This window comes from Chitinophaga silvatica (assembly GCF_003419895.1).
In the GTDB taxonomy this organism is placed as follows: domain Bacteria; phylum Bacteroidota; class Bacteroidia; order Chitinophagales; family Chitinophagaceae; genus Chitinophaga; species Chitinophaga silvatica.
In genome coordinates this window covers 19230-39876 of the sequence record NZ_QPMM01000014.1, presented here as the reverse complement: position 1 = coordinate 39876, position 20647 = coordinate 19230, and the positions used below count along the sequence as shown (strand labels likewise).

Sequence of the window (20647 nt, the reverse complement as noted above, 5' to 3'; positions counted from 1 at the left end):
GAAATAATTAATACGGGCGGGTTTCCAATGGAATACCCCAATTCGGATTAAACCTAAGCACTACATTAGTGATCGGTACAATAAAATCCTTGGAGTCGATAGTTCCAGTATAAGTCTGCCCGGCAATTTTGTGCGTAATCTGAGCTTTAGACCATGGTTTACCATTATCCAGAGTAAAGCGTTTCAGGTCCAGGAATCTTTTGAAACCTCCGATTGGCAGTTCGCGTCTTCTTTCCTCCAGTACCATTTTAATCACTTCATCCTGGGTTCCTGCAATAAGTGGCGGAGTACCGGTTTTAAAACGATATTGACGAAGAGTATTCAGATCCTTAATAGCAAGATCGAGTTTATTTGTTCTGGCATATCCCTCTGCACGCATAAGTAGTATTTCAGGCCAGGAGAAACCATCAGTCATTTTCATTTTCCGGAAACGGTAATTACTGATGCGCATGCCATCATCATAGCCTCCTCCCTGCGTTGTTTTATATCCGGCAGAATTTAGATAAAAAAAACTGAACCTCAGATCATTTGCCTGGTCATACAAGGCAATCAACTCGGCAGAAGGATAAGACAATGAAGCACCCATACCAGCATCTTTTTCCGTTGCTCGGTAGAACAACATCTCCCGGCTGTTTACAACATTAGTGTAAGCATCCTGAGAACTAATCAGCAATGAAGTAGTTGGCCTGGCAGGATCGGCCAGTTTTAATTTATTGTAATCATACAATACAGCTGCCGGACTACCAGCAGAAGACCATGCGAGGTTTGCATAATAGGCCACACTATCAAACTTTTGGGTAAAGAGATGATAATATGCCAGCATAGCATGACCAGTGGCCCTGTTGGCGCGAGATGGCCAGGTAGACCTTTCAGGAAGATTTGGTAATGCTTCATGCAGATCATTGAGTACACGGGTTACCACTTCTTCAGAAGTAGATAAATTAGGAATTGGTTTATTGATATCAACATCAACCAGATAAGGGATAGTTTTAGTTGAATTAGCTGTACCTGGTTTGTAAACCGGCCCATAGATCATATTGGCATTAAAATAGCACCATGCTCTTCCTATCAGTGCCTGGGCAACAGAAATTTTACCAACCACTTCTTCTTCCGGAGATTTTTGACCTATACTTCTGATTCCTTCAATTACGTTGTTGAAATAGGAAATCTGAGGATACATTCCCTGGGAGCCTGAACTCCAGAATTGATCATCGAGGTTCGGATTTTTATACGGCTGCCTGAAGATATGAGCATAATAACGCTCGATGTTCGGATGGCTGCTAAGAATAAATCCAACTTTTACCTGTCCTTCCGTTAGTTCAAGGTTATCACCCAAATTGGCCAGCAAAGAGCCTTTGTTCCCATCCAGAAAATTGAGTTCTACAGTACTTGTATTATCGAGCAGATGATCATAATCTGTTACCGATGATGGTATAAGCTTTCCTTTGGGTTTCACATCGAGATACCTTTTACAGGAACTCATCATGAAAACGGCGGCAAAGTATATAGAATATTTTAGTTTAGTCATAATAGTTAGATTATAGGTTTACGGAAAAACCGATATAAAATTCAGGTCTCAAAGGCAATGTCCTTTTAACGCTCATATTTACACTCTGCTCAATGGTTTCAGGATCTACTCCTACCTTATTTGCAGTTAAAGTCCACAGATTGCGGCCCTGGAAATATAGTCTTGCATTATTGAGCCCTGTGTTACCCCATAATTTATTGTCGAGTCTGTAGCCCAAAGTAAGGTCACGCAGTTTCAGGAAATCTGATTTTTCAATCATCATTTCTGAATACGGGAAATACCAGGCATCTGAATTGAAGGCAGCGAGTTTTGGATAAATAGTATGTTCTTCATCTCCTGGTTTGCGCCAGCGTTGGGAAACATCTTTATGATCAATATTATCGCCATTGTACGCATCTCTGCGGAATACTGCACCCATCTGCGCAATCATCATAAAGGAGAGATCAAATCTATCGTAGCTGAATGTATTGGTGATACTAACAATATATTTAGGTCTGGCGGTTCCTGAAAATACCATGTCTTTTACTGCCAGGTCTTTTCCATATATCTTTTTATTATCTACTGAATAATATTGAGGAGTACCTGTATTATCCAATCCGGCAAAGCGATAGCTAAAAATTGCGTCGAGCGGATATCCGGCCATTAATACAGCGCCTGCATTACTTCCCAGCATGGAGCTGGAGAAACTAAAGGTCAGGAAGTTAGGAACGAGATAGTCGTAGTTGAACTGCAATACCTTGCTTTTGTTATAACTACCGTTGAAAAATACATTCCAGCCAAAATGTTTTGTTTTCACTACATCTGATTCCAGAGAAAGCTCAATACCGGTATTTCTCGAGCTACCAGCATTCCTGGTGATCATGAATCTTCCATAGGTTGGATCTATAAAGTCGGGTGATAATAAATCCTTGCTTAGTTTATTGTAATAATCCAATGTAAGGTTGAGTCGTCCGTTCAGTAAACGCAAATCAGTTCCTACGTTTGTGATCATGGTACGCTCCCAGCGCAGGTTATTATCTGGCAATGAAGAAATGGTATAAGGAATGGCGCCTGTGGCCGCTGCAAAGGATCCTGGCGTAATCAGGAGGAATGGCCCTTGTGTAAAGGAAATATTACCATTGATACCGTAAGATCCACGAATATTCAGCTTGTCTATCCACGCAACATTAAAGAACTTTTCATTGCTAAGTTTATAGGTTCCCCCAACCGACCAATTGGGTTTATATCGGTATTTAGGATTGGTTCCAAACAGATTTCCCTGATCGATACGGGCACTCCCACTCAGAATGAAGCGATTATCATATTCATAGGAACCATTTGAATACACGGAAACGAAACGATTATCACGCAGCGAATAAGAACCGTTGCTAACCAGATCCATTCCATCAGGGAACAGGAAATCTGTTTGGTAGGCATAGCTGTTGAAATCGAGATAATTGAATGTAGCAAAGGTTCCGGCCTGATCATTATAACCTACTCTGCTTGGTGCGGTATTATTATCTATCAGGTCTTTATTTATTTCACTACCGGCAATAACTGAAATTCTGTGACGCTTATTAAATGTTTTTCCATAGTTGGCCTGTGCTCTAAAGGTATATGCTTCGCTCTGGCTACGGGTTTCACTTAATATTGCACCTTCAGGCAAATAATGCTTACCTGGATTTGTTACAGAAGATGCAGCATTGTAAAGAGATCGAACATAGTAAGAATTGGCCCCTCTCATGTTGCGCAGAATACCGCTACCTCTGGACCAGGAACCTCCCACTTCACCGCTTAATCCATCCAGGATATCTACAGAAATACTGGCTCCCATTCTGGCAAGGAATGCCTGGTTTTTGGTAGTAGAGATACTCAGGTCGTTAAGTGGATTGTATTCCATAGATTTCAGACCGCCGTAATCGTTATAGAGATCTACCAGATCGGGCCTTGTTACCGGAACATTTTGTGGTTTACCAAATTGGTCAACAACATTGTAATAAGGCTTCATCACTTTCCAGTTGGTGAAATCAAGCATATCGCCTGCATTTAATGGCGCCTTACTGTTATTGAAGTTGATATTGGAAAACATTTTTACGTTCACCCTCTTACCTGGTTTCCAATCATTTTTGAGATCCAGGATCAGGCGGTCGTTGCTGTTACCTTTCATATTGCCCTGGTTGGCGATATAACGTACAGCTGCATTGGTAGCGAATTTATCAGTGCTTGCAGAAATAGAGATGTTATGTTGTTGGGTTAAACTTCTGCGGAATAAATTCTTCTCCAACTGATCCAGGGTATTATTTTTTTTCAGCTGACTGAGTTCTGCGTTCACTTCATCTTCTGTAAGTAACCCCTGATCTTTCATTATCATTAACTGGGTTACACGGCCATAGAATGAAGACCCTTCATAATCCCAGCTCACATTAGCCACATCACTGTTATAATAGTCAACCTCTGCATCCACATAATCTGCAGCACTGGTTTTATTAAGGTAGGATAACTGAGGCCTTAGTGTCATACCGGTGATGCCTTTATAGCTTATCTGCATCTTTCCAACCTTAGGTGTTTTGGTAGTGATGACAATCACACCATTGGAAGAACGCGCTCCATATATGGAAGCAGCTACCGCATCTTTCAGTACCGTAATGGATTCAACGTTATCAATATTTACAGTTTCGAGTCCACCTGGTGCAGGATATCCGTCGATTACCACCAGAGGGTCACCATTGGCAAGAAAAGTAGATCGTCCACGTACTTCAACCTTACCATCTTTGGTGATGGCAACACCAGCAGCCTGACCTTCCAACATCGACAGCAGGTTGGATTGCAATTTACCTTCCAGTCGCTTTGTTTGCAGGGAAGAATATGCTCCCGTCATTCTTTCTCTGGAGATAGATTGATATCCTGTATTTACTGTAATTGCTACTTCATCGAGTTTGGTGGCAGCTTTGTTGAGTCGAACAATCAGCGGAGGCTGGCCGTCTTTCAGCATTTCAGCGGTAACAATCATTTCACGGGTAGTATAACCTACATATGAAAATCTGATGGTATTTCCTTCGCTGGCAGAGATAGAAAAACTACCATCCGATGCTGTTGCAATTCCCTTCTGTGTTTCTTTTACCTGGATGCTAACACCGGGAAGCGCTGTTCCTTCTACATCGGTAACGCGACCAGTAATCACCGAAACGGGTACTGGTATAGAAAGTCCTGGAATGGCGGTGGTAGATGGTTTCCCCGACAGAATTATTGTTTTTCCCTGTAGCACATAACCAAGTTCCTGATCTTTTAGTACCAGGTCTAACACCTTGTTTAAAGGAACGTCTGCTACAGAAAGCGAAACTGTTTTTGATCCTGAAAGCAATTCCTTGTTGCTAAACAACACATATCCTGTTTGCTTTTCAATTACTGAAAATACTTTTTTCAGTGAGAGATTTTTGCCAGAAAGAGTTACAGATTGGGCAGAACCAGCCGCCTGCACGGAGACCAGGGCCGTGACCATAAATACAGGTAGCAGTCTCATTACTTTTGAAATTTGTGCCGGTAGCCTGCTTCCCCGCAGTGCAGAGAAATACAGGCCGCCATAAGCATTTTTTTGCATAACTTGTGACTAATTTTGGTTGTGATAAAATCGGTTTGCGAGACCATTTATAAATCGACTAAAATACCGCCGGAAACGACGCCAATCGGTTCCGGCATTTTATTTTGGTTACATTACGGCATAACTATCAGCGTTCTGCCTTCAAGACGAAAATGAACATTTGATTTTTCAAGTGCAATCAGTAATCCGTTCAACGGAATATCCCGCGTCATTTTTCCGACAAATTCGATGTCGGGCACTTTTGACTCATATTTAACTTCTATATCATACCACCTTTTCAACTGGCGCATCACCTCATCTATTTTGGCATCTTCAAAATCAAAAACACCATTTTTCCAGGCCATTACTTTTCCAATATCACCGGCTTTTACCACCATATTCTCTACGATATCGCCATGCATGGTAAGGGAAGCCTGGTCGCCAGGCTTCAGTATTATTTGCTGTTTGCCGTTTTTCCGGTTCATTGAAACTGCTACTTTACCTTCGAGTAGTGTGGTATTGAGGGTAGGTTCATCGGCATAGGCATTCACATTAAATTGTGTACCCAACACCGTTACATCAAACCTGTTGTCGGCATTTACAATAAAGGGGATTACTTTTCCTGCTTTAATCATGGTAGTAGCTTCGAAATAGACTTCCCCTGTAATATCAACCCTGCGGGTATCAGTAGTAAACTGTGTAGGAAATCGTATTGAACTGGCAGCATTCAGCCAGGCTACGGTACCATCTGGCAATTGAATTTTGAATTGCCGGCCTTTGGGTGTAACAAGTTTATTATACGTTTCTTCCCCGGAAACCTTACCGGCTGCTTTATATTCGAGCTGGCCATTTTTTACAGACAACTCAGCTCCTTCCTGATGGGCAACAATTCCATTGCCAACAGAATCTAGCAGAATCTGTGAGCCATCTGCCAATGTAAGGATAGCACCATCCTGCCCCGGCATAACCTGTATCGCAGGCTTGGGCGTTAGCTTAGCCTGGTGTTCCGGATTTTTACCCGGCCAAAAGAACCAGGTACCGCCAAGCAGTAATAATACAGCTGCCGCATAACGGAGCCAGGAACTGCGTAGAAATGAAATACGAGATTTGGTAACTTCAGGGAGTTGAAGGTGTTGGCGGTGAAATGCTTCGAGTTCTTTTGTTGCAGCCTCTTTAAAGGTAGCATACTCTTTATTCAGTTCAGCAAGGTTATTTTCTTCGCTTAGCCAGGTTCTCCACTCCTGATGCTGGGTCTTTTGCTGCAGCCACTCTTCCAGCTCCAGTTTTTCTGCTTCCGATAATTGATCAAGTTTTTCATTAGCCATTAGCTTTGCAGCTCTCAGTAATGCAAGCAATTCATCATTCGGAATATCCGACTCATTCAACATTCAACAATCTTTATTTACTATAAGACAACGGTAGTCAACTGAATTTGACTTCTATCTAAAAAATTTTTCAAAAAAATATAAAATGACTATTAATCGGCCAGGAATAGGCTGATAAGTGCCATACCGGGAACTATTTTTCCACGTAGTAATCTTATGGCTCTGGCTTTCTGATGGCTTACTGCCGAAGGTGTGATTCCTAATTTCTGTGCAATTTCATTAGTACTGAACCCTTCGATGTTTAATTGTACGACTTTGGTACATTCGGGAGGTAAGGTCAAAATGGCTTCGTGTAAAACGCGGACTGCTTCAGCATTAAAAACTTTTTGTAAAATATCCTCGTACGATTTTTCTTCCTGTTGCTTTTCATAAGCCAGCTGTATTTTCTTTTCGTTCCGTTTTAGCTTTTTCAGGTGGTTTAAGGAGCGATTACGGGTGGCTACATACAGATAGGCGTTTATACTTCTAACTTCATTCAATGATGTTCTGGCTTTCCATAACTGAAGAAAAACCTCAGAAACTATATCTTTTGCAGCAGCTTCGTCGCTTACAATCCTGTTAGATAACAGGCAAAGAGCCGGATACATTTCTATAAAAAGCTGGTCGAATGCCTCTATATCGCCTTCGGTTATACTTAATATCAAATCCTTCTCACTATGTAACTCTCTATTTTGCAATGCTATTATTTACTTTAAGGCTCTATGTGGCTTCCAAAGATATATTTTACTGCAAAAAAATCCTAACATTCTACTCCTTCATGCTTTGGTACAGAGAGTAAAAGATCAACAAACAAGCATGTACGAGAATCTTATAAATCCTGGAATCTCACCACAAAAACTCCGTAATTTTTTCCGTTTATACCATTATATCTTGCAAATAAATGCAAATTTGCATTTATTTGCAAGATGCTTTAAAATAGACTATTCCGGAATATATGTCAGAGAGAAAAGCAAACATTTTATTACTAATCACATATTATTTTCTATGAAGCTAACAGCATTTATTACTGTTGCAGGGCTAACCGCTGCCATTACTACCTCATGTAGCTCACCACAGGTAAAGGATAACGAGCTTTCCAGGGATGAAAAAAAGGAGGGATATCAATTATTGTTTGATGGTAGTACCTTAAAAGGCTGGCATCTCTATAATCTGGGCGATACCGCCTCGGCCTGGGTTGCACAGGATGGAGAAATAAGATGCCTTCCTGGCACAGATGCTGAACATGGCGATCTGGTAACGGACGGAGAATTTGAAAATTATGAGTTGAAATTTGACTGGAAGATAAGCAAGGAAGGAAATAGTGGTGTATTCATCAATGTGGTAGAAAGACCAGACATTCCTACTGCCTGGGCTTCCGGACCAGAATATCAACTATTGGAAAAAGGCCATCACGACTATGAAAAGGAAATGAAGCGTTCTGGTTGCCTCTATGGCTTTTCTTCCCAGTTGAATCCTGTTGAGCTTAAGCCACTCGAAGAATGGAATCATTCTGTTATCAAACAACAGAATGGGAAGATCGAATTTGTTCTTAATGATGTAGTAACCGCCAGAAACGACTTTAATTCAGATCAGTGGAAAGAAGCTGTTGCCAATAGTAATTTCAAGGCATTTCCTGAATTCGGGAAACAAGTGAAAGGACGAATTGCTTTGCAGGATTGGAATAAGGGTATCTCTTTTAAAAATATTAAAATAAGGAAGATAGATTAACTTTTGCTTCCGGCCTTTTTCGAAGTTGATTACAAATAGAAAAAGGCCGGTAAATCAAATAATTTTAAGGTTCTTGAAACGCAATTCATCCAATTTCGGATCATCACTGGGTAGTTCTGTTACCAGTACTTTAATTGCATCTAGTCCACATACGACAAAGGGTTCTGTTGCACCAATTTTTGCACTATTACCGAGTACAACCACTTTTTTAGCACCTTTGAGCATGGCCTTTTTTACAGCCCCATCCTCTCTTATTGCGGCAGTTATACCGTAATCCTTCGAGATCGCACAAGTACCCATCAGATACAGATCAACTACAAACTCAGCAGCTTCCTCACAAGTTCTGGCACCTATATTAGTTTGCGTATCCTTATCGTAGTTTCCTCCAAGTACAATTACATTTATATTCGGGAATTTGCCTAACAAAGGAACCAAAGCCATATTATTGGTAATGATCCTTAATGAGGCATTGGCTGGCAACCATTCTGCAACAGCACATATAGTAGTTCCACCATCCATAAACACACTCATCCCAAGTTTTAGTAACGGCTGAACCTTCATCCCTATAATCTCCTTTTCCTTAGAGAGGAAATCAGTACGATCCTGGAAGGTCAGTGGAGTTTTATCTCGGGATATCGCTCCTCCTCTGACTTTAGACAAAAGACCATTTTCATGCAGATAGTCGATATCTCTGCGGATCGTATCTTCTGATACTGATAAATCTGCAGACAAGCTACTATACGTAACTGCACCTGTATCCTTCAAACTGGAAATTATATGCTTGAACCTTTTTTCTCTGATCATGTCCTGACAAATATAATTATTTCAACCCTTTGCATAAAATCCTTATATAATAAAGCATTCGACAGCAACAAGATTGACGAAGTTAACATTTTGATTTTCAAATTAAAATTGCAATATTTTGCAATTTTGCATATTTTTGCAAATATAGATATTAATTGCATGAGAAGCGACCGAATAACAATAAATGCTAAAAAAGCGACCCAGTATATATTCCTGGTATGTGGACTAGCCATCTCCAGCTGGGCTCCTATGGTGCCCTTCGTAAAAGAGAAACTTCACCTGAATGATGGGAATCTGGGCTTATTATTGCTACTTTTAGGAGCAGGGGCTATTTCTATGATGCCCTTAAGCGGATATTTCTCCAGGCTATATGGAACACGTATCGTTATCCTAATTTCAGGACTTGTTGCCGCTATCTTCCTTCCTATATTACTATTAATGCCTAATTCCTGGATGATGGGAATCGCACTATTTATTTTTGGAGCCGGTGTAGGTACTATAGATGTTGCTATGAATTCTCATGGTATTCACGTTCAAAACAAGTATGGACGGCCAATTATGTCATCCTTTCATGGTCTTTTCAGTGTTGGTGGTCTATGCGGTTCTCTGGGCCTGGGATTATTAATGAGAGCAGGACTTGAACCACTAACTGCCGCTATATCTATTTCAGTATTACTTGTTATCATTCTGATATGGAAATATCCATCATTGTTTTCCAAACAACATGAAGGTAATGAGCAGGAAAATCATACCCACACTGAACCTGAAGCTAAAATAAAAACAAAATCAGGCTGGTTTAGCCGGCGGGTCATTCTACTTGGTGCAGCATGTTTTGCTGTATTTCTTTCTGAAGGCGCCATACTCGATTGGAGCGCACTTTTCTTAAAGGAAAACAAAGGGATAGACGCTGAACTTGCAGGAGTTGGATATGCTACCTTTTCAATTGCAATGGCCGCCATGCGACTTTTAGGAGATCGTATTATTGAACGCGTTAATGCAAAATTCGTTGTAGTCGGCGGTGGTCTTATTGCCGCATTGGGAATTTTCATTGCAGTAGCTACTCCCTGGATTCTTACCACGCTTCTTGGGTTCATGCTATTAGGTGTAGGTGCCGCCAACATAGTACCCGTTTTTTTCAGTGAAGGTGGCAGGCTTAAAGGAATACCTGCATCGGCAGCCATTCCCGCGATCAGTACAATGGGATATGCCGGCCAACTTGCAGGCCCGGCACTTCTCGGATTCATTGCCTACCACGTATCGCTTGCTGCTGCACTGACATTCACCGGCATATTGCTTTTGTGTGTTGCCATAATGTATGCATTCAGAAAACCTGATGTTTAAATTTCTTATAAGAATAACATATGCTAAAATCTAAAATTGTAATTGTTGGACTCCTGTTCTTCACAGGGATAATGACATCAAACGCTCAAAAAAGAAAGGATATAGGTCTGCAACTTTATTCGCTTCGTGAGCTTATACCAACTGATGTAAAAGGAACATTAAAAGAAGTTGCCTTAGCGGGTTACACGCAGGTTGAGCTTTATGGATTTAATATTAAAGACCAATTCTGGGGGCTGAAACCTGAGCAACTAAAAAAGATCCTTGATGAAAATAATTTAAAGCCAGTAAGCGGTCATTTTAATATGTCTCCATACTTTAAAACTGGTGATGAGGCTGAATTAAAGGCTGCCATTGGCGCTGCAAAAGTATTAGGACTAAAATACATTACCATTCCCTGGCTCGAACCAGATATAAGAACAAGCGCAATGGATTACAAAACATTGGCGAAAAGACTTAATCATGCCGGTCAACTTTGCAAAAACGCCGGGCTTAAACTGGCTTACCACAATCATGATTTTGAGTTTATCAGGTATGGAAATGAAACCGGAATGGACATCTTACTAAAAGATACAAATAAAAAACTTGTAGATTTTGAAATGGATATCTATTGGGTTATCCGTTCCAATCTCCAACCCTATGCACTTTTCAAGGCTAATCCAGGTAGGTTTACAATGTGGCACATTAAAGACATGGATCAGTCAAATCACAATTTAAATGCAGAAATTGGTACTGGCACCATCAATTATAAAGATATTTTCAAACTGGCAAAACTTTCTGGAATGAAATACTTCTTTGTGGAACATGAATCGAACTATAAACCAGATATGATTGGTTCCATCAGGCAAAGCTGCTCTTTTGTGAAGGATCAACTACTTCAATAATAATAAAATTTAAAACAAGCAATATGAAAATAGAACATTTAGCTATTTGGGTAGATGACCTGGAACAAATGAGAAAATTTTATTTAAAATATTTTGATGTAATTAGCGGAGAAAAATATACGAATCCCAAAAAAGGATTTACTGCATATTTTTTAATGTTTGGAGAGGATAAAACCCGATTGGAATTAATGCATAGAAATGATATAATTGATGAACCGGAAAAAAGAGGATTTATGAGAGGCATTGCCCATTTTGCAATATCGGTTGGTGGAAAAGAGGCCGTAAACAGCCTCACAGAAAGACTGAGGGCCGACAATTATCATATTGAATCTGAGCCTCGCACCACTGGTGACGGGTATTATGAAAGTGTAGTTTTAGATCCTGAAGGAAATTATCTTGAAATCTCAGCTTAGTATATTATGATTAACACAATTGTATTCGATTTTGGTGGGGTATTAATCGACTGGAACCCACGACATCTTTATAAAAATGTTTTTACCAGTAACCAGGAAATGGAACAATTTCTTTCCGACATCTGCAACGATGAATGGAACCTCCAGCAAGATAAAGGCAGGTCCTTTTCGGAAGGTATCTCTCTTTTAAAAAATAAGTATCCGGCCCATTCAAAAAACATTGAACTATTTTATAGTCAATGGGAAGAAATGCTGAACGGAGAAATTTCCGGCACTGTAGAGATTTTAAAACAGTTGAAATCCCAATACAAAGTTTATGGCCTCACAAACTGGTCTTCCGAAACATTTCCTATTGCCTTGGAAAAATTTCCTTTTCTAGGGTTATTTGATGGAATCGTTGTATCAGGGGATGAAAAAATGATAAAGCCAGATCAAAAATTCTATCAATTATTATTAGAAAGATATAATCTAAATGCAGCAAATTGTGTCTTTATTGATGATAACATTAAGAATGTAAATGCAGCACTTACACTCGGATTTCATGCATTACATTTTACAAATCCTGATAAACTGAGATCTGACTTACAGATGTTGGATGTGATTATTTAAGGGAGAATTGATCATTTAAATTTTAGCAGGATGTAAATCCTGGAAGCGTGCTGCAACATCTCCAATACCCATAATATCTGGCACAAAAGTATACAGTAATGTAGTTTAATAAACTACAAACAATGGGGTTATCAGATATTATCATCAACAAAATAAAAGATGAAGGCCCGATTTCCTTCCATACTTTTATGGACATCTGCCTTTATCATCCAGCCTATGGCTATTATACTACACCAGGCGATAAAATTGGTGTCGATGGTGATTTCTTTACCAGTAGCAGCCTCACCAGCTCCTTTGGCGCAACCATCGCCCGGCAAATAGAGGAGATGTGGAACATCCTGGGGAAAAAGGACTTCACCATTGTTGAGTACGGAGCAGGCCAGGGCCTGCTTTGCCACGATATGCTGGAATATTTAAAAGATAACCAACAACTGTATAATCAACTCAGGTATTGTATCATTGAGAAACGTAAAGGCAACTACCAATCGGAAAAAGTAAGCTCCTATCGCTCTATCGATGAAATACCCGGCGATATGGATTGTATTTTATCCAATGAACTGATCGATAATTTCCCCGTTCATCAGGTAGAAATGCAAAATGAATTAATGGAAGTCTATGTAGATTACGACCAACAATTTAAAGAACTATTTAAACCAGCCCCCTCCTCGATCCGAAAATATTTTCACAAACTCGATGTAACCCTCCCGGAAGGTTACCGCACAGAAGTAAATCTGGATGCTATCAAATGGATAAAAAATATAGCCAGCCATCTGAAAAGAGGATTTATTATCACCATCGACTATGGCGCAACATCCGAAAACCTTTATAAACCTCACAGAAGTTGCGGTACCGTTGTTTGTTACTGTAAACATCGTATCAGCGATGATTATTTTTACAATATCGGACAACAGGATATTACAGCCCTGGTAAATTTCAGTGCCCTGGACCACTGGGGCCAAATGGCCGGTCTAAATACCATCGGTATTACCTCACAAGGCTGCTTCCTCGATGCCCTGGGATTCAAAGAGCTACTAAGAAATGCTATTCAAAAACAAAAGAAAGATATACTCCAGATGGTCCGTGAAGAATCCTACATCAGTTATAACCTTTTATTTGATATGGGGGCAAAGTTTCAGGTAATGATTCAGTCTAAGAATGTGGAGGAAACAAGGCTGACAGGGATGACTTATAAATAATTTACCATATTCCGATTCCTTTTATCCCGTTAACCCAACCTCAGATGTAACATTCCTGGCACTTTTATTATTTTATTTTTAAGTTTGCAGAAAGTCGGATACCAATACTAAAACGAATTTGCCAGGTATTATACCATATGAAGAGGAAGAGTTGCTTGCACGCATAGCGGAAAATGACACCGCCGCTTACGCCTATTTATATGATACTTTTTATAATACCCTTGTCTATTTTTCCCTCAGCATCATCGAAGATCAGCAACAGGCGGAAGATATTGCCACAGAGTCATTATTAAAGCTTTGGAAATCACCCACCCGATTCGACTCATTTGGTAAACTAAGGGGATACTTATTTACCCTTACCAGGAATGCCAGTTTGAATTACCTGAAACATTTACGGGTACGGGAACGAAGTTCCCTGGAAATATCCGGGCAGGAAAATCCTTCGGATAACTACCTGGAAACACTGGTAATAGAATCAGACCTGATGCGTCTTATATACCAGGAAATAAACCGCCTGCCCGTATCATACCGGGAGGTAGTAGAACTTTTATACCTGCAGGATGTGCCTTCAGCAGAAGCAGCTGCCCGCCTGGGAATCTCCATGGAGAACCTGCGCCAACGCAAGGGAAGGGCTATTAAGGAGCTAAAATCTGTACTCCTGAAAAAAGGAGTAAACGACCTTTTTCTGTCAATTTTCTTTTTTTGATAAATTTTTTGTCACGGTATACAACAGTCAGTTGTTTTACTTTAAATGACGGGGATGCCAACAGACGACTTTTCTTTAACGGACCATGCTTTTAATAATAAGATTGTAAACCTGCTGTATAAACAGTTGGTGGGAGAAGAATTGTCTGCAGAAGAACAAGCTACTTTGGACACCTGGATTAACCAATCAGCAGAAAACGAGGCATTGTACCACCGGCTCAGAGAAGAACCTTCAGTTCACAAAATGCTGCAAACCTGGTATGGTATTGACCGCAACCGGGAACTTCGAAAAGCGCAATTCCTGGCCCGGTTAGCAGACCAGCCAAAAGAAGACTTATTACCTGGCCGCATATACTTATTCCGGAGCAAGATTTTCCGCTATACTGCTGCTGCCGTACTGGTACTCGGACTAGCCACTATTTTCTGGAAATACGAACGGAAGGAAGGCTTGCAACCCGGGGAAAATATTCCGCTGGCAAAAACAGCTCCGATAGCTCCGGGCAAAGATGGAGCTATTCTCACCCTGGCAGATGGCTCCCAGGTGGTGCTGGACAGCGCAGGAAATGGCCTGGTTGCAAAGCAAAACGGAGCAAGTATTGTTCTTCAGAATGGTCAACTCGCCTATAATCCCGCTGGATCGGATCATGGTGCTACAGAGTACAACGTAGTCAGCACTCCTAAAGGAAGGCAATTTCGCCTTGTATTGCCCGATGGTAGCCGGGTGTGGTTGAATGCTGCCAGTTCTATCAGATATCCTACCGCATTTGATAACCGCGAACGCCGGGTAATACTGCAGGGGGAAGCATATTTCGAGATTGCAGCCAATGAAAAAGTGCCTTTTAAGGTAACAACAGACAAAACTACCGAAATAGAAGTATTGGGCACCCGCTTCAATGTAAATGCCTATACAAACGAAAACGCGATTAGAACTACCCTCCTCGAAGGAGCGGTAAAGCTGCATGCTTTCCAACAGGCAGTGATACTTAAACCTGGTCAGCAAGCGGCTGTGAGGCCTGCTAAAGCTATGCTGACAGTTACCGACAAGATTAATACAGAACAGGTATTGGCCTGGAAAAATGGACTCTTTGATTTTGAAGATGTCAGTATTGATGAAGTAATGCGACAGCTGGAACGCTGGTACGATATAGAAGTGGTATACGAAAAAGGTATTCCTCCTACCCGTTTTGGTGGGGAGATCAACAAACAGAATACCCTACAGGATGTATTACAGATCCTGGAAGGTTCAAATGTACATTTTCAACTGAATGGCCGTAAGCTGATCGTTATGCCATAAACACTGCACTGTTGCAGATTTATTACCATTATCAACTGAATTTATAATCGCTAAACCAATAATGTAAAATGACTTGAGACTTCAGCAGGGAACTCCCGTAAAAAAGCCGGAAGCGCTTCCAACACTTCCGACCATAAGGCCGGGCTGATCCCTAAAACAATTTTTCTAGGACGAACTGCTTTTTTATCAACCCTAACCAAGACGTAAGTTATGGATTTTACTGCTTTTCCCAAGCCGTACCTGAAAGTTATGCCTGTTCAGGAACCATCGGCACAGGGAATATCAACCAAATCGCTGTCTGCGGCTAACATGGCTTCTCTAAAGGGCCGCCGCTTCAATACAGCCTCAATTTTTCTTGCTATGAGAATGACATTTGCTTTGCTTTTTGTCTCGTTGCTGCATGTTCATGCGGCAGTGGAAGCGCAAACCGTGTCGGTATCGGGAAACAATTTATCTGTAAAAGCATTGCTCCTCGCCATTCGCCAGCAAACTGGCTATGTCGCCTTTTACAACCAGGAAATGCTGGCCGACGCCAAAAACGTTTCCATTAATGCCGATAAAATGGTACTTACTGATCTGCTGAAAATTATTTCAAAAGATCAGTCATTCCGGATGGAATTAAAGGAAAACACAAAAACAATCGTCATTACCCCACGACCTGTAGTAGTTGAAAAAACTACTTACGAAGGAATAGAACAGGTAGTGCCTAAAATATCCGGCAGAGTAGTTGACAGCGCCTGTAGTTGTCCACTGCCTGGTGCTACCATACGGGTAAAAGGCAAAACAGCTACTACATCGACGGATCAACAGGGTAACTTCCAGATCGAAGCCAGTGCAGGAGATGTACTTCTTATTACCTTTGTTGGCTATCGCCCGGGGCAATACTTAGTGCGGAAAGATAAGCCTGTACTGATTACCCTGGCCTCTGCCATTTCTTCTATCAATAACGTGGTAGTAACAGGGATCTTCAATAAATCGAAGGAATCCTATACCGGTGCCGCTAAAACTATTACTGCCAAGGAATTACAGAATTTCCAGGGGCGTAATATCTTCGTCACCATCGGTAACATTGATCCCTCTTTCTATGTAGTACCGGATAACAATTTTGGTTCTGATCCTAACCACCTGCCGGATATCCAGATGCGTGGTAACAGAAACCTTCCAAATATTGATCAACTGCAGGATAACACCTCTGCCCTGATCAACACCCCACTGATCATTCTCGACGGATTCCCGATTTCCCTGCAGCGAATGATGGACCTGAATACTAACGAAATTGCTTCCATCACCTTGCTGAAAGACGGACCTGCAACAGCCATCTATGGCTCCAGAGGTTCTAACGGAGTAATTGTTATTACTACCAAAGAACCTGTGGCCGGAAAACTACGTCTTACCTACAGGGGCTCCGCAAATCTCAGTATGCCTGACCTCTCCAGCTACCACCTGCTAAATGCCAAGGATAAACTGGAACTGGAGCGACTTTCAGGATTCTACTATAATGCAACAAAAAGTCCGCAGCAAAACATCGGTCTGCAACAATATTACAACCAGGTGAAATCGCTGGTAGAAAGTGGCGTAAATACCGACTGGATATCCAAACCATTAAGAAATGGTCTGGACCAGGGCCACTCCCTCCGCCTCGAAGGTGGTGACCAGGCTTTCAGGTACGCCCTGATCGGTGACCTTCATAATATCAACGGGGTCATGAAAGGATCTGACCGCAAAACTATCAACGGAACTGTAGATCTCTCCTACCGCCTTAAAAGACTAAACTTCCGTAATAGCCTAACCGTTGGTAGCGTCAAATCAAATGAATCTCCCTGGGGTTCTTTCGGAGATTATGTGAAATTAAATCCTTACTGGAGCCCGTATGATTCAACCGGCCATGTAGTTAAAACCTTCCAACCCTATAATTACGATTACTGGGCGCAGGTAAATATGCTTGGAGGAAAACCATATGCCAATCCAATGTATGACGCTACCCTTCATACTTTCAACAAAAATCAATACCTGAATATTATCAATAATTTCCAGGTTGACTGGACACCAATTGATCATTTTAATGTAAGAGGTGCATTTGGAATTTCTGCTACTAACAGTACAGCAGATAATTTTAAACCTGCAGATCATTCCACCTTTGCCAGTTACAGCGATCAGGATATTCTACGGAGAGGTAGCTACGACTTTACCAGTGGTAAGGGATTCAGCTATAATACCTCTCTGAATATGCAATACCTTAATGTTTTCAATGGGATACATTATCTCTCTGCCGGTGTGCAACTTGAAGCTGCAGAAGATAAGGCCACCAGCTATTCTTTTGCTGCAGAAGGTTTCCCTGACGCAAGTATAGATTTCCTGGGTATGGCCTTACAATATAAGAAAGATGGACATCCCGGCGGTAATGAGGCTACTACCAGAAGAGTAAGTGCTGTAAGTAACGTAAGCTATACCTATAACGACCGCTATTTTGCAGATGTGAGTTACCGTGTGGATGGTGCATCCCAATTCGGAACCAACCGACGCTTTGCGCCTTTTTATTCACTGGGTGCCGGATGGAATCTGCAACATATCAATTTCATCCACGATAATCTGACCTTCATCAACCGGCTTAAACTACGTGGTTCCTATGGGGTAACAGGTAATCAGTCATTTGCCACTTACCAGCCATTGGCTACCTATAGCTACATAGTGAGCGATCACTATAAGAACTGGCTGGGTGCAAAACAAAATACCCTTGGTAATCCCAATCTGCAATGGCAGAAAAACCAGAAATATAATGGTGGTGTAGAAGCAGAATTATTCAAAGGCAGAATTTCACTGCAAGCAGATGTATATCATGAAGTCACTTCTGACCTGCTGTCATCCCTGGAATTACCTTATTCCAATGGTTTTACCAGTTATGTTGAGAACATCGGACAACTTCAGCAAAATGGCTGGGAAATGAGTGCCACCTTTATGTTGATCCAGAATAATCCCCGCCAGATCAGTTGGTCCGTTACCGGTAATATTGCTCATAATACCGATAAAATCGTAAAGCTTTCAGAAGCAATGAAAGCAGTGAATGAAACAATGGCACTGAAATCTACGGGTAGCACACCAAACCGGATTATCCGGGAAGGTGCTTCACAAAATACAATCTACGCGGTTCGCTCTATGGGTATTGATCCCAGTACCGGCCGTGAGTTATACCTGAATAAAGCCGGGGAGGTGACCTATAACTGGAATGCTGCCGACCGTGTAGCCGTTGGAGTGAATCAGCCTACCTACAGAGGTAATTTCAGTACACTGGTACGTTATAAAGGTTTTACAATGAATGCTTCCTTTGGCTATCGCTTTGGTGGCCAGCTCTATAACCAAACCCTGGTAGATCGGGTGGAAAGCGCAGATAAATTCTTCAACGTAGACAGCCGCGTGTTTACAGATCGTTGGAAACAACCCGGAGATAAAACTTTCTTCAGGGGGATTAATGACTTCTCTGCCATTTTCCAGTCTTCCAGGTTTGTACAGAACGAATCTACCTTCACCTGTCAGAATATCAATTTTGCATATAACGTGCTGAATAAGGCATGGCTGAGCAATGTAGGACTACAGGCATTAACCCTGGGCGCCAATACCGGTGAATTGTTCTATTGGTCTACTGTTAAGCAGGAACGTGGATTAACCTATCCGTTTACCCGGCAGGTTTCCTTTAATGTGTTTGCCACTTTTTAATCCGGAAAGAACATGAAGAAGCTAACTATCACAACTATACTCTTCGGCATGCTGGCATTCAGCAGCTGTAGTAAATACCTGGACGTAAAGCCTCAGGCCCAGACAACCAAAGATGAAATATTCAGTACAGAAAAAGGTTTCAGGGATGCCTTAACCGGTGCTTACCTCCAAATGAAAAGCAGTAATACCTACGGTGGTAACCTGATGTGGGGAAGTGTTGAGTACCTGGCTCATAACTGGGATGTAATCTCCGCTAACACTGGTCTTACAGCCCTGGTAAATGGAAATTATACTGAAGCCAATGCAAGAGGATGGCTGGATAATACCTATGCCGACCTATACAAGGTTATTGCAAGTGTAAATAGTATCCTCGAAAGGATAGACGGGAAACAAAAAATCTTTTCAGGAAATAATTACCCCCTTGTTAAAGGTGAGGCCCTGGCATTACGCGCTTTTAACCACTTCGATGTGCTGCGCTTATATGGGCCAATGCCGGATAACCCTGGCAGCGGTACTTTGTTTCCGTATGTAAAGGAAGTATCTCATGAGATCTTTACGCCGGTTACATTCCAGGAGTTTGCACAAAATATCCTGGCCGACCTGGATGCTGCAGAGGTGCTGATGAAAAATACAGACCCAATTACAATTTACTCATTGGCGGAACTCAACCCACCAAATAATACGAGTACACCTCCTGTATTAGCAGACAACTTTTATATGTACCGTCAGATCAGGCTTAATTATTACGCGGTATTGGCACTGAAGGCCAGAGTTTACCTCTATCTTTCTGCCAGTAACCCCGAGTATAAAACTAGTGCCGCCAAATACGCACAGATGATTCTGGATGCCCGCGATCACCTGGGCCAACCAACCTATCGACTGGGTAAAGAAAGCGACCGTGTGGCTGGCGACCTTACCATGTCATCGGAACATATTGCTGCTCTCAACGTATATAACCTAGATCTGATCGCCAACAATACTTTCGGAGAAACAGGACAACTGGCACGTAGTGATTTTAATATTCAGGATGGCTTTTATTACCTCAACAACCTGTTTCCGGTTGCTGAAAGGACTTCGGATGTAAGATGGAAGAATATGTGGGTATACAAACAATCAGCCAGCAGTTATGTAATGTACAATAAGTATATCCAGCGTACCAGCAACCCTGTCTTGCAACTACCATTGTTACGCCTGAGTGAAATGTACCTGATACTTACAGAATGTGCTACCAGTAAAGAACAGGCAGAAGGTTATTATAAAGCATTCTGCGATGTAAAAGGCATCCCATTCCTAAATGGCTTTAATGCCGGTGGTTGGGAAGCAGACAGGAAGAATAAGCTTATCCGTGAGTATTGCCGGGAGTTCTATGCAGAAGGACAATCATTCTTTACTTACAAGAGATTCAATCTTACTACACTGCCTGCAAACTGGACAGCTGCCTATTTTACAGGCAATGCAGCCAGGTATGTAGTACCTAAACCAGATCGGGAAATTAATTATCATAACAACTAATAACT

At 41.5% G+C, this 20647-nt stretch carries 15 protein-coding genes; 10 read left to right on the top strand and 5 right to left on the bottom strand.

Annotated features, from left to right (window positions below; genetic code table 11):
• Positions 1 to 7: 7 nt before the first annotated feature.
• The 4 genes from DVR12_RS23680 to DVR12_RS23665 all read right to left on the bottom strand — a co-directional run bounded on the left by DVR12_RS23680 (position 8) and on the right by DVR12_RS23665 (position 7146).
• A complete protein-coding gene (locus DVR12_RS23680; protein WP_116978292.1) occupies positions 8 to 1528 on the bottom strand; it encodes a RagB/SusD family nutrient uptake outer membrane protein in 1521 nt (506 codons plus the stop codon).
• Positions 1529 to 1538: 10 nt separating this feature from the next.
• Positions 1539 to 5105 (bottom strand): SusC/RagA family TonB-linked outer membrane protein, encoded by a 3567-nt coding sequence (locus DVR12_RS23675; protein WP_116978291.1) that lies wholly within the window; start codon positions 5103 to 5105, stop codon positions 1539 to 1541.
• A gap of 113 nt (positions 5106 to 5218) precedes the next feature.
• Positions 5219 to 6472, bottom strand: a complete 1254-nt coding sequence (locus DVR12_RS23670) for a FecR family protein (RefSeq protein WP_116978290.1) — start codon at positions 6470 to 6472, stop codon at positions 5219 to 5221.
• An 89-nt stretch (positions 6473 to 6561) separates the two neighbouring features.
• Entirely contained in the window at positions 6562 to 7146 is a 585-nt protein-coding gene (locus DVR12_RS23665) for an RNA polymerase sigma-70 factor (RefSeq protein WP_158563352.1), read from the bottom strand.
• Positions 7147 to 7453: 307 nt separating this feature from the next.
• On the opposite strand from DVR12_RS23665, the gene DVR12_RS23660 reads away from it, so the two are divergent.
• Positions 7454 to 8176: a 3-keto-disaccharide hydrolase gene (locus DVR12_RS23660; RefSeq protein ID WP_116978444.1), complete on the top strand. Its 723-nt coding sequence runs from the start codon at positions 7454 to 7456 to the stop codon at positions 8174 to 8176.
• Between the two features lie 54 nt (positions 8177 to 8230).
• Here the strand turns inward: DVR12_RS23660 and DVR12_RS23655 are convergent, their stop codons facing one another.
• Positions 8231 to 8980, bottom strand: a complete 750-nt coding sequence (locus tag DVR12_RS23655) for a DeoR/GlpR family DNA-binding transcription regulator (protein WP_116978288.1) — start codon at positions 8978 to 8980, stop codon at positions 8231 to 8233.
• A gap of 159 nt (positions 8981 to 9139) precedes the next feature.
• On the opposite strand from DVR12_RS23655, the gene DVR12_RS23650 reads away from it, so the two are divergent.
• From DVR12_RS23650 to DVR12_RS23610, 9 genes are all read left to right on the top strand, one after another.
• The gene (locus tag DVR12_RS23650; protein ID WP_116978443.1) at positions 9140 to 10321 is read left to right on the top strand and encodes an MFS transporter; all 1182 of its coding nucleotides are present in this window, start codon (positions 9140 to 9142) and stop codon (positions 10319 to 10321) included.
• A 20-nt stretch (positions 10322 to 10341) separates the two neighbouring features.
• Complete coding sequence (locus DVR12_RS23645; RefSeq protein ID WP_116978287.1) at positions 10342 to 11202, top strand: sugar phosphate isomerase/epimerase family protein; 861 nt, start codon at positions 10342 to 10344, stop codon at positions 11200 to 11202.
• Between the two features lie 23 nt (positions 11203 to 11225).
• Positions 11226 to 11615: a VOC family protein gene (locus tag DVR12_RS23640; protein ID WP_116978286.1), complete on the top strand. Its 390-nt coding sequence runs from the start codon at positions 11226 to 11228 to the stop codon at positions 11613 to 11615.
• A gap of 6 nt (positions 11616 to 11621) precedes the next feature.
• The gene (locus DVR12_RS23635) at positions 11622 to 12224 is read left to right on the top strand and encodes an HAD family hydrolase (protein WP_116978285.1); all 603 of its coding nucleotides are present in this window, start codon (positions 11622 to 11624) and stop codon (positions 12222 to 12224) included.
• Positions 12225 to 12346: 122 nt separating this feature from the next.
• Positions 12347 to 13420: a class I SAM-dependent methyltransferase gene (locus tag DVR12_RS23630; RefSeq protein WP_116978284.1), complete on the top strand. Its 1074-nt coding sequence runs from the start codon at positions 12347 to 12349 to the stop codon at positions 13418 to 13420.
• A gap of 118 nt (positions 13421 to 13538) precedes the next feature.
• On the top strand, positions 13539 to 14126 hold the full coding sequence (locus DVR12_RS23625) for an RNA polymerase sigma factor (protein ID WP_116978283.1): 588 nt from the start codon (positions 13539 to 13541) through the stop codon (positions 14124 to 14126).
• A gap of 54 nt (positions 14127 to 14180) precedes the next feature.
• Positions 14181 to 15419 (top strand): FecR family protein, encoded by a 1239-nt coding sequence (locus DVR12_RS23620; RefSeq protein ID WP_116978282.1) that lies wholly within the window; start codon positions 14181 to 14183, stop codon positions 15417 to 15419.
• A 210-nt stretch (positions 15420 to 15629) separates the two neighbouring features.
• A complete protein-coding gene (locus DVR12_RS23615; protein ID WP_116978281.1) occupies positions 15630 to 19130 on the top strand; it encodes a SusC/RagA family TonB-linked outer membrane protein in 3501 nt (1166 codons plus the stop codon).
• Positions 19131 to 19142: 12 nt separating this feature from the next.
• Entirely contained in the window at positions 19143 to 20642 is a 1500-nt protein-coding gene (locus tag DVR12_RS23610) for a RagB/SusD family nutrient uptake outer membrane protein (protein WP_116978280.1), read from the top strand.
• Positions 20643 to 20647: the final 5 nt, after the last annotated feature.

Bases quoted from the DNA above. Each gene is read 5' to 3' on its own strand.
- DVR12_RS23670 (WP_116978290.1), bottom strand. From the start codon at position 6,472: ATGTTGAATGAGTCGGATATTCCGAATGATGAATTGCTTGCATTACTG.
- DVR12_RS23650 (WP_116978443.1), top strand. From the start codon at position 9,140: ATGAGAAGCGACCGAATAACAATAAATGCTAAAAAAGCGACCCAGTAT.
- DVR12_RS23610 (WP_116978280.1), top strand. From the start codon at position 19,143: ATGAAGAAGCTAACTATCACAACTATACTCTTCGGCATGCTGGCATTC.
- DVR12_RS23635 (WP_116978285.1), top strand. From the start codon at position 11,622: ATGATTAACACAATTGTATTCGATTTTGGTGGGGTATTAATCGACTGG.
- DVR12_RS23680 (WP_116978292.1), bottom strand. From the start codon at position 1,528: ATGACTAAACTAAAATATTCTATATACTTTGCCGCCGTTTTCATGATG.
- DVR12_RS23645 (WP_116978287.1), top strand. From the start codon at position 10,342: ATGCTAAAATCTAAAATTGTAATTGTTGGACTCCTGTTCTTCACAGGG.
- DVR12_RS23620 (WP_116978282.1), top strand. From the start codon at position 14,181: ATGCCAACAGACGACTTTTCTTTAACGGACCATGCTTTTAATAATAAG.
- DVR12_RS23615 (WP_116978281.1), top strand. From the start codon at position 15,630: ATGGATTTTACTGCTTTTCCCAAGCCGTACCTGAAAGTTATGCCTGTT.
- DVR12_RS23640 (WP_116978286.1), top strand. From the start codon at position 11,226: ATGAAAATAGAACATTTAGCTATTTGGGTAGATGACCTGGAACAAATG.
- DVR12_RS23630 (WP_116978284.1), top strand. From the start codon at position 12,347: ATGGGGTTATCAGATATTATCATCAACAAAATAAAAGATGAAGGCCCG.
- DVR12_RS23675 (WP_116978291.1), bottom strand. From the start codon at position 5,105: ATGCAAAAAAATGCTTATGGCGGCCTGTATTTCTCTGCACTGCGGGGA.
- DVR12_RS23655 (WP_116978288.1), bottom strand. From the start codon at position 8,980: ATGATCAGAGAAAAAAGGTTCAAGCATATAATTTCCAGTTTGAAGGAT.
- DVR12_RS23660 (WP_116978444.1), top strand. From the start codon at position 7,454: ATGAAGCTAACAGCATTTATTACTGTTGCAGGGCTAACCGCTGCCATT.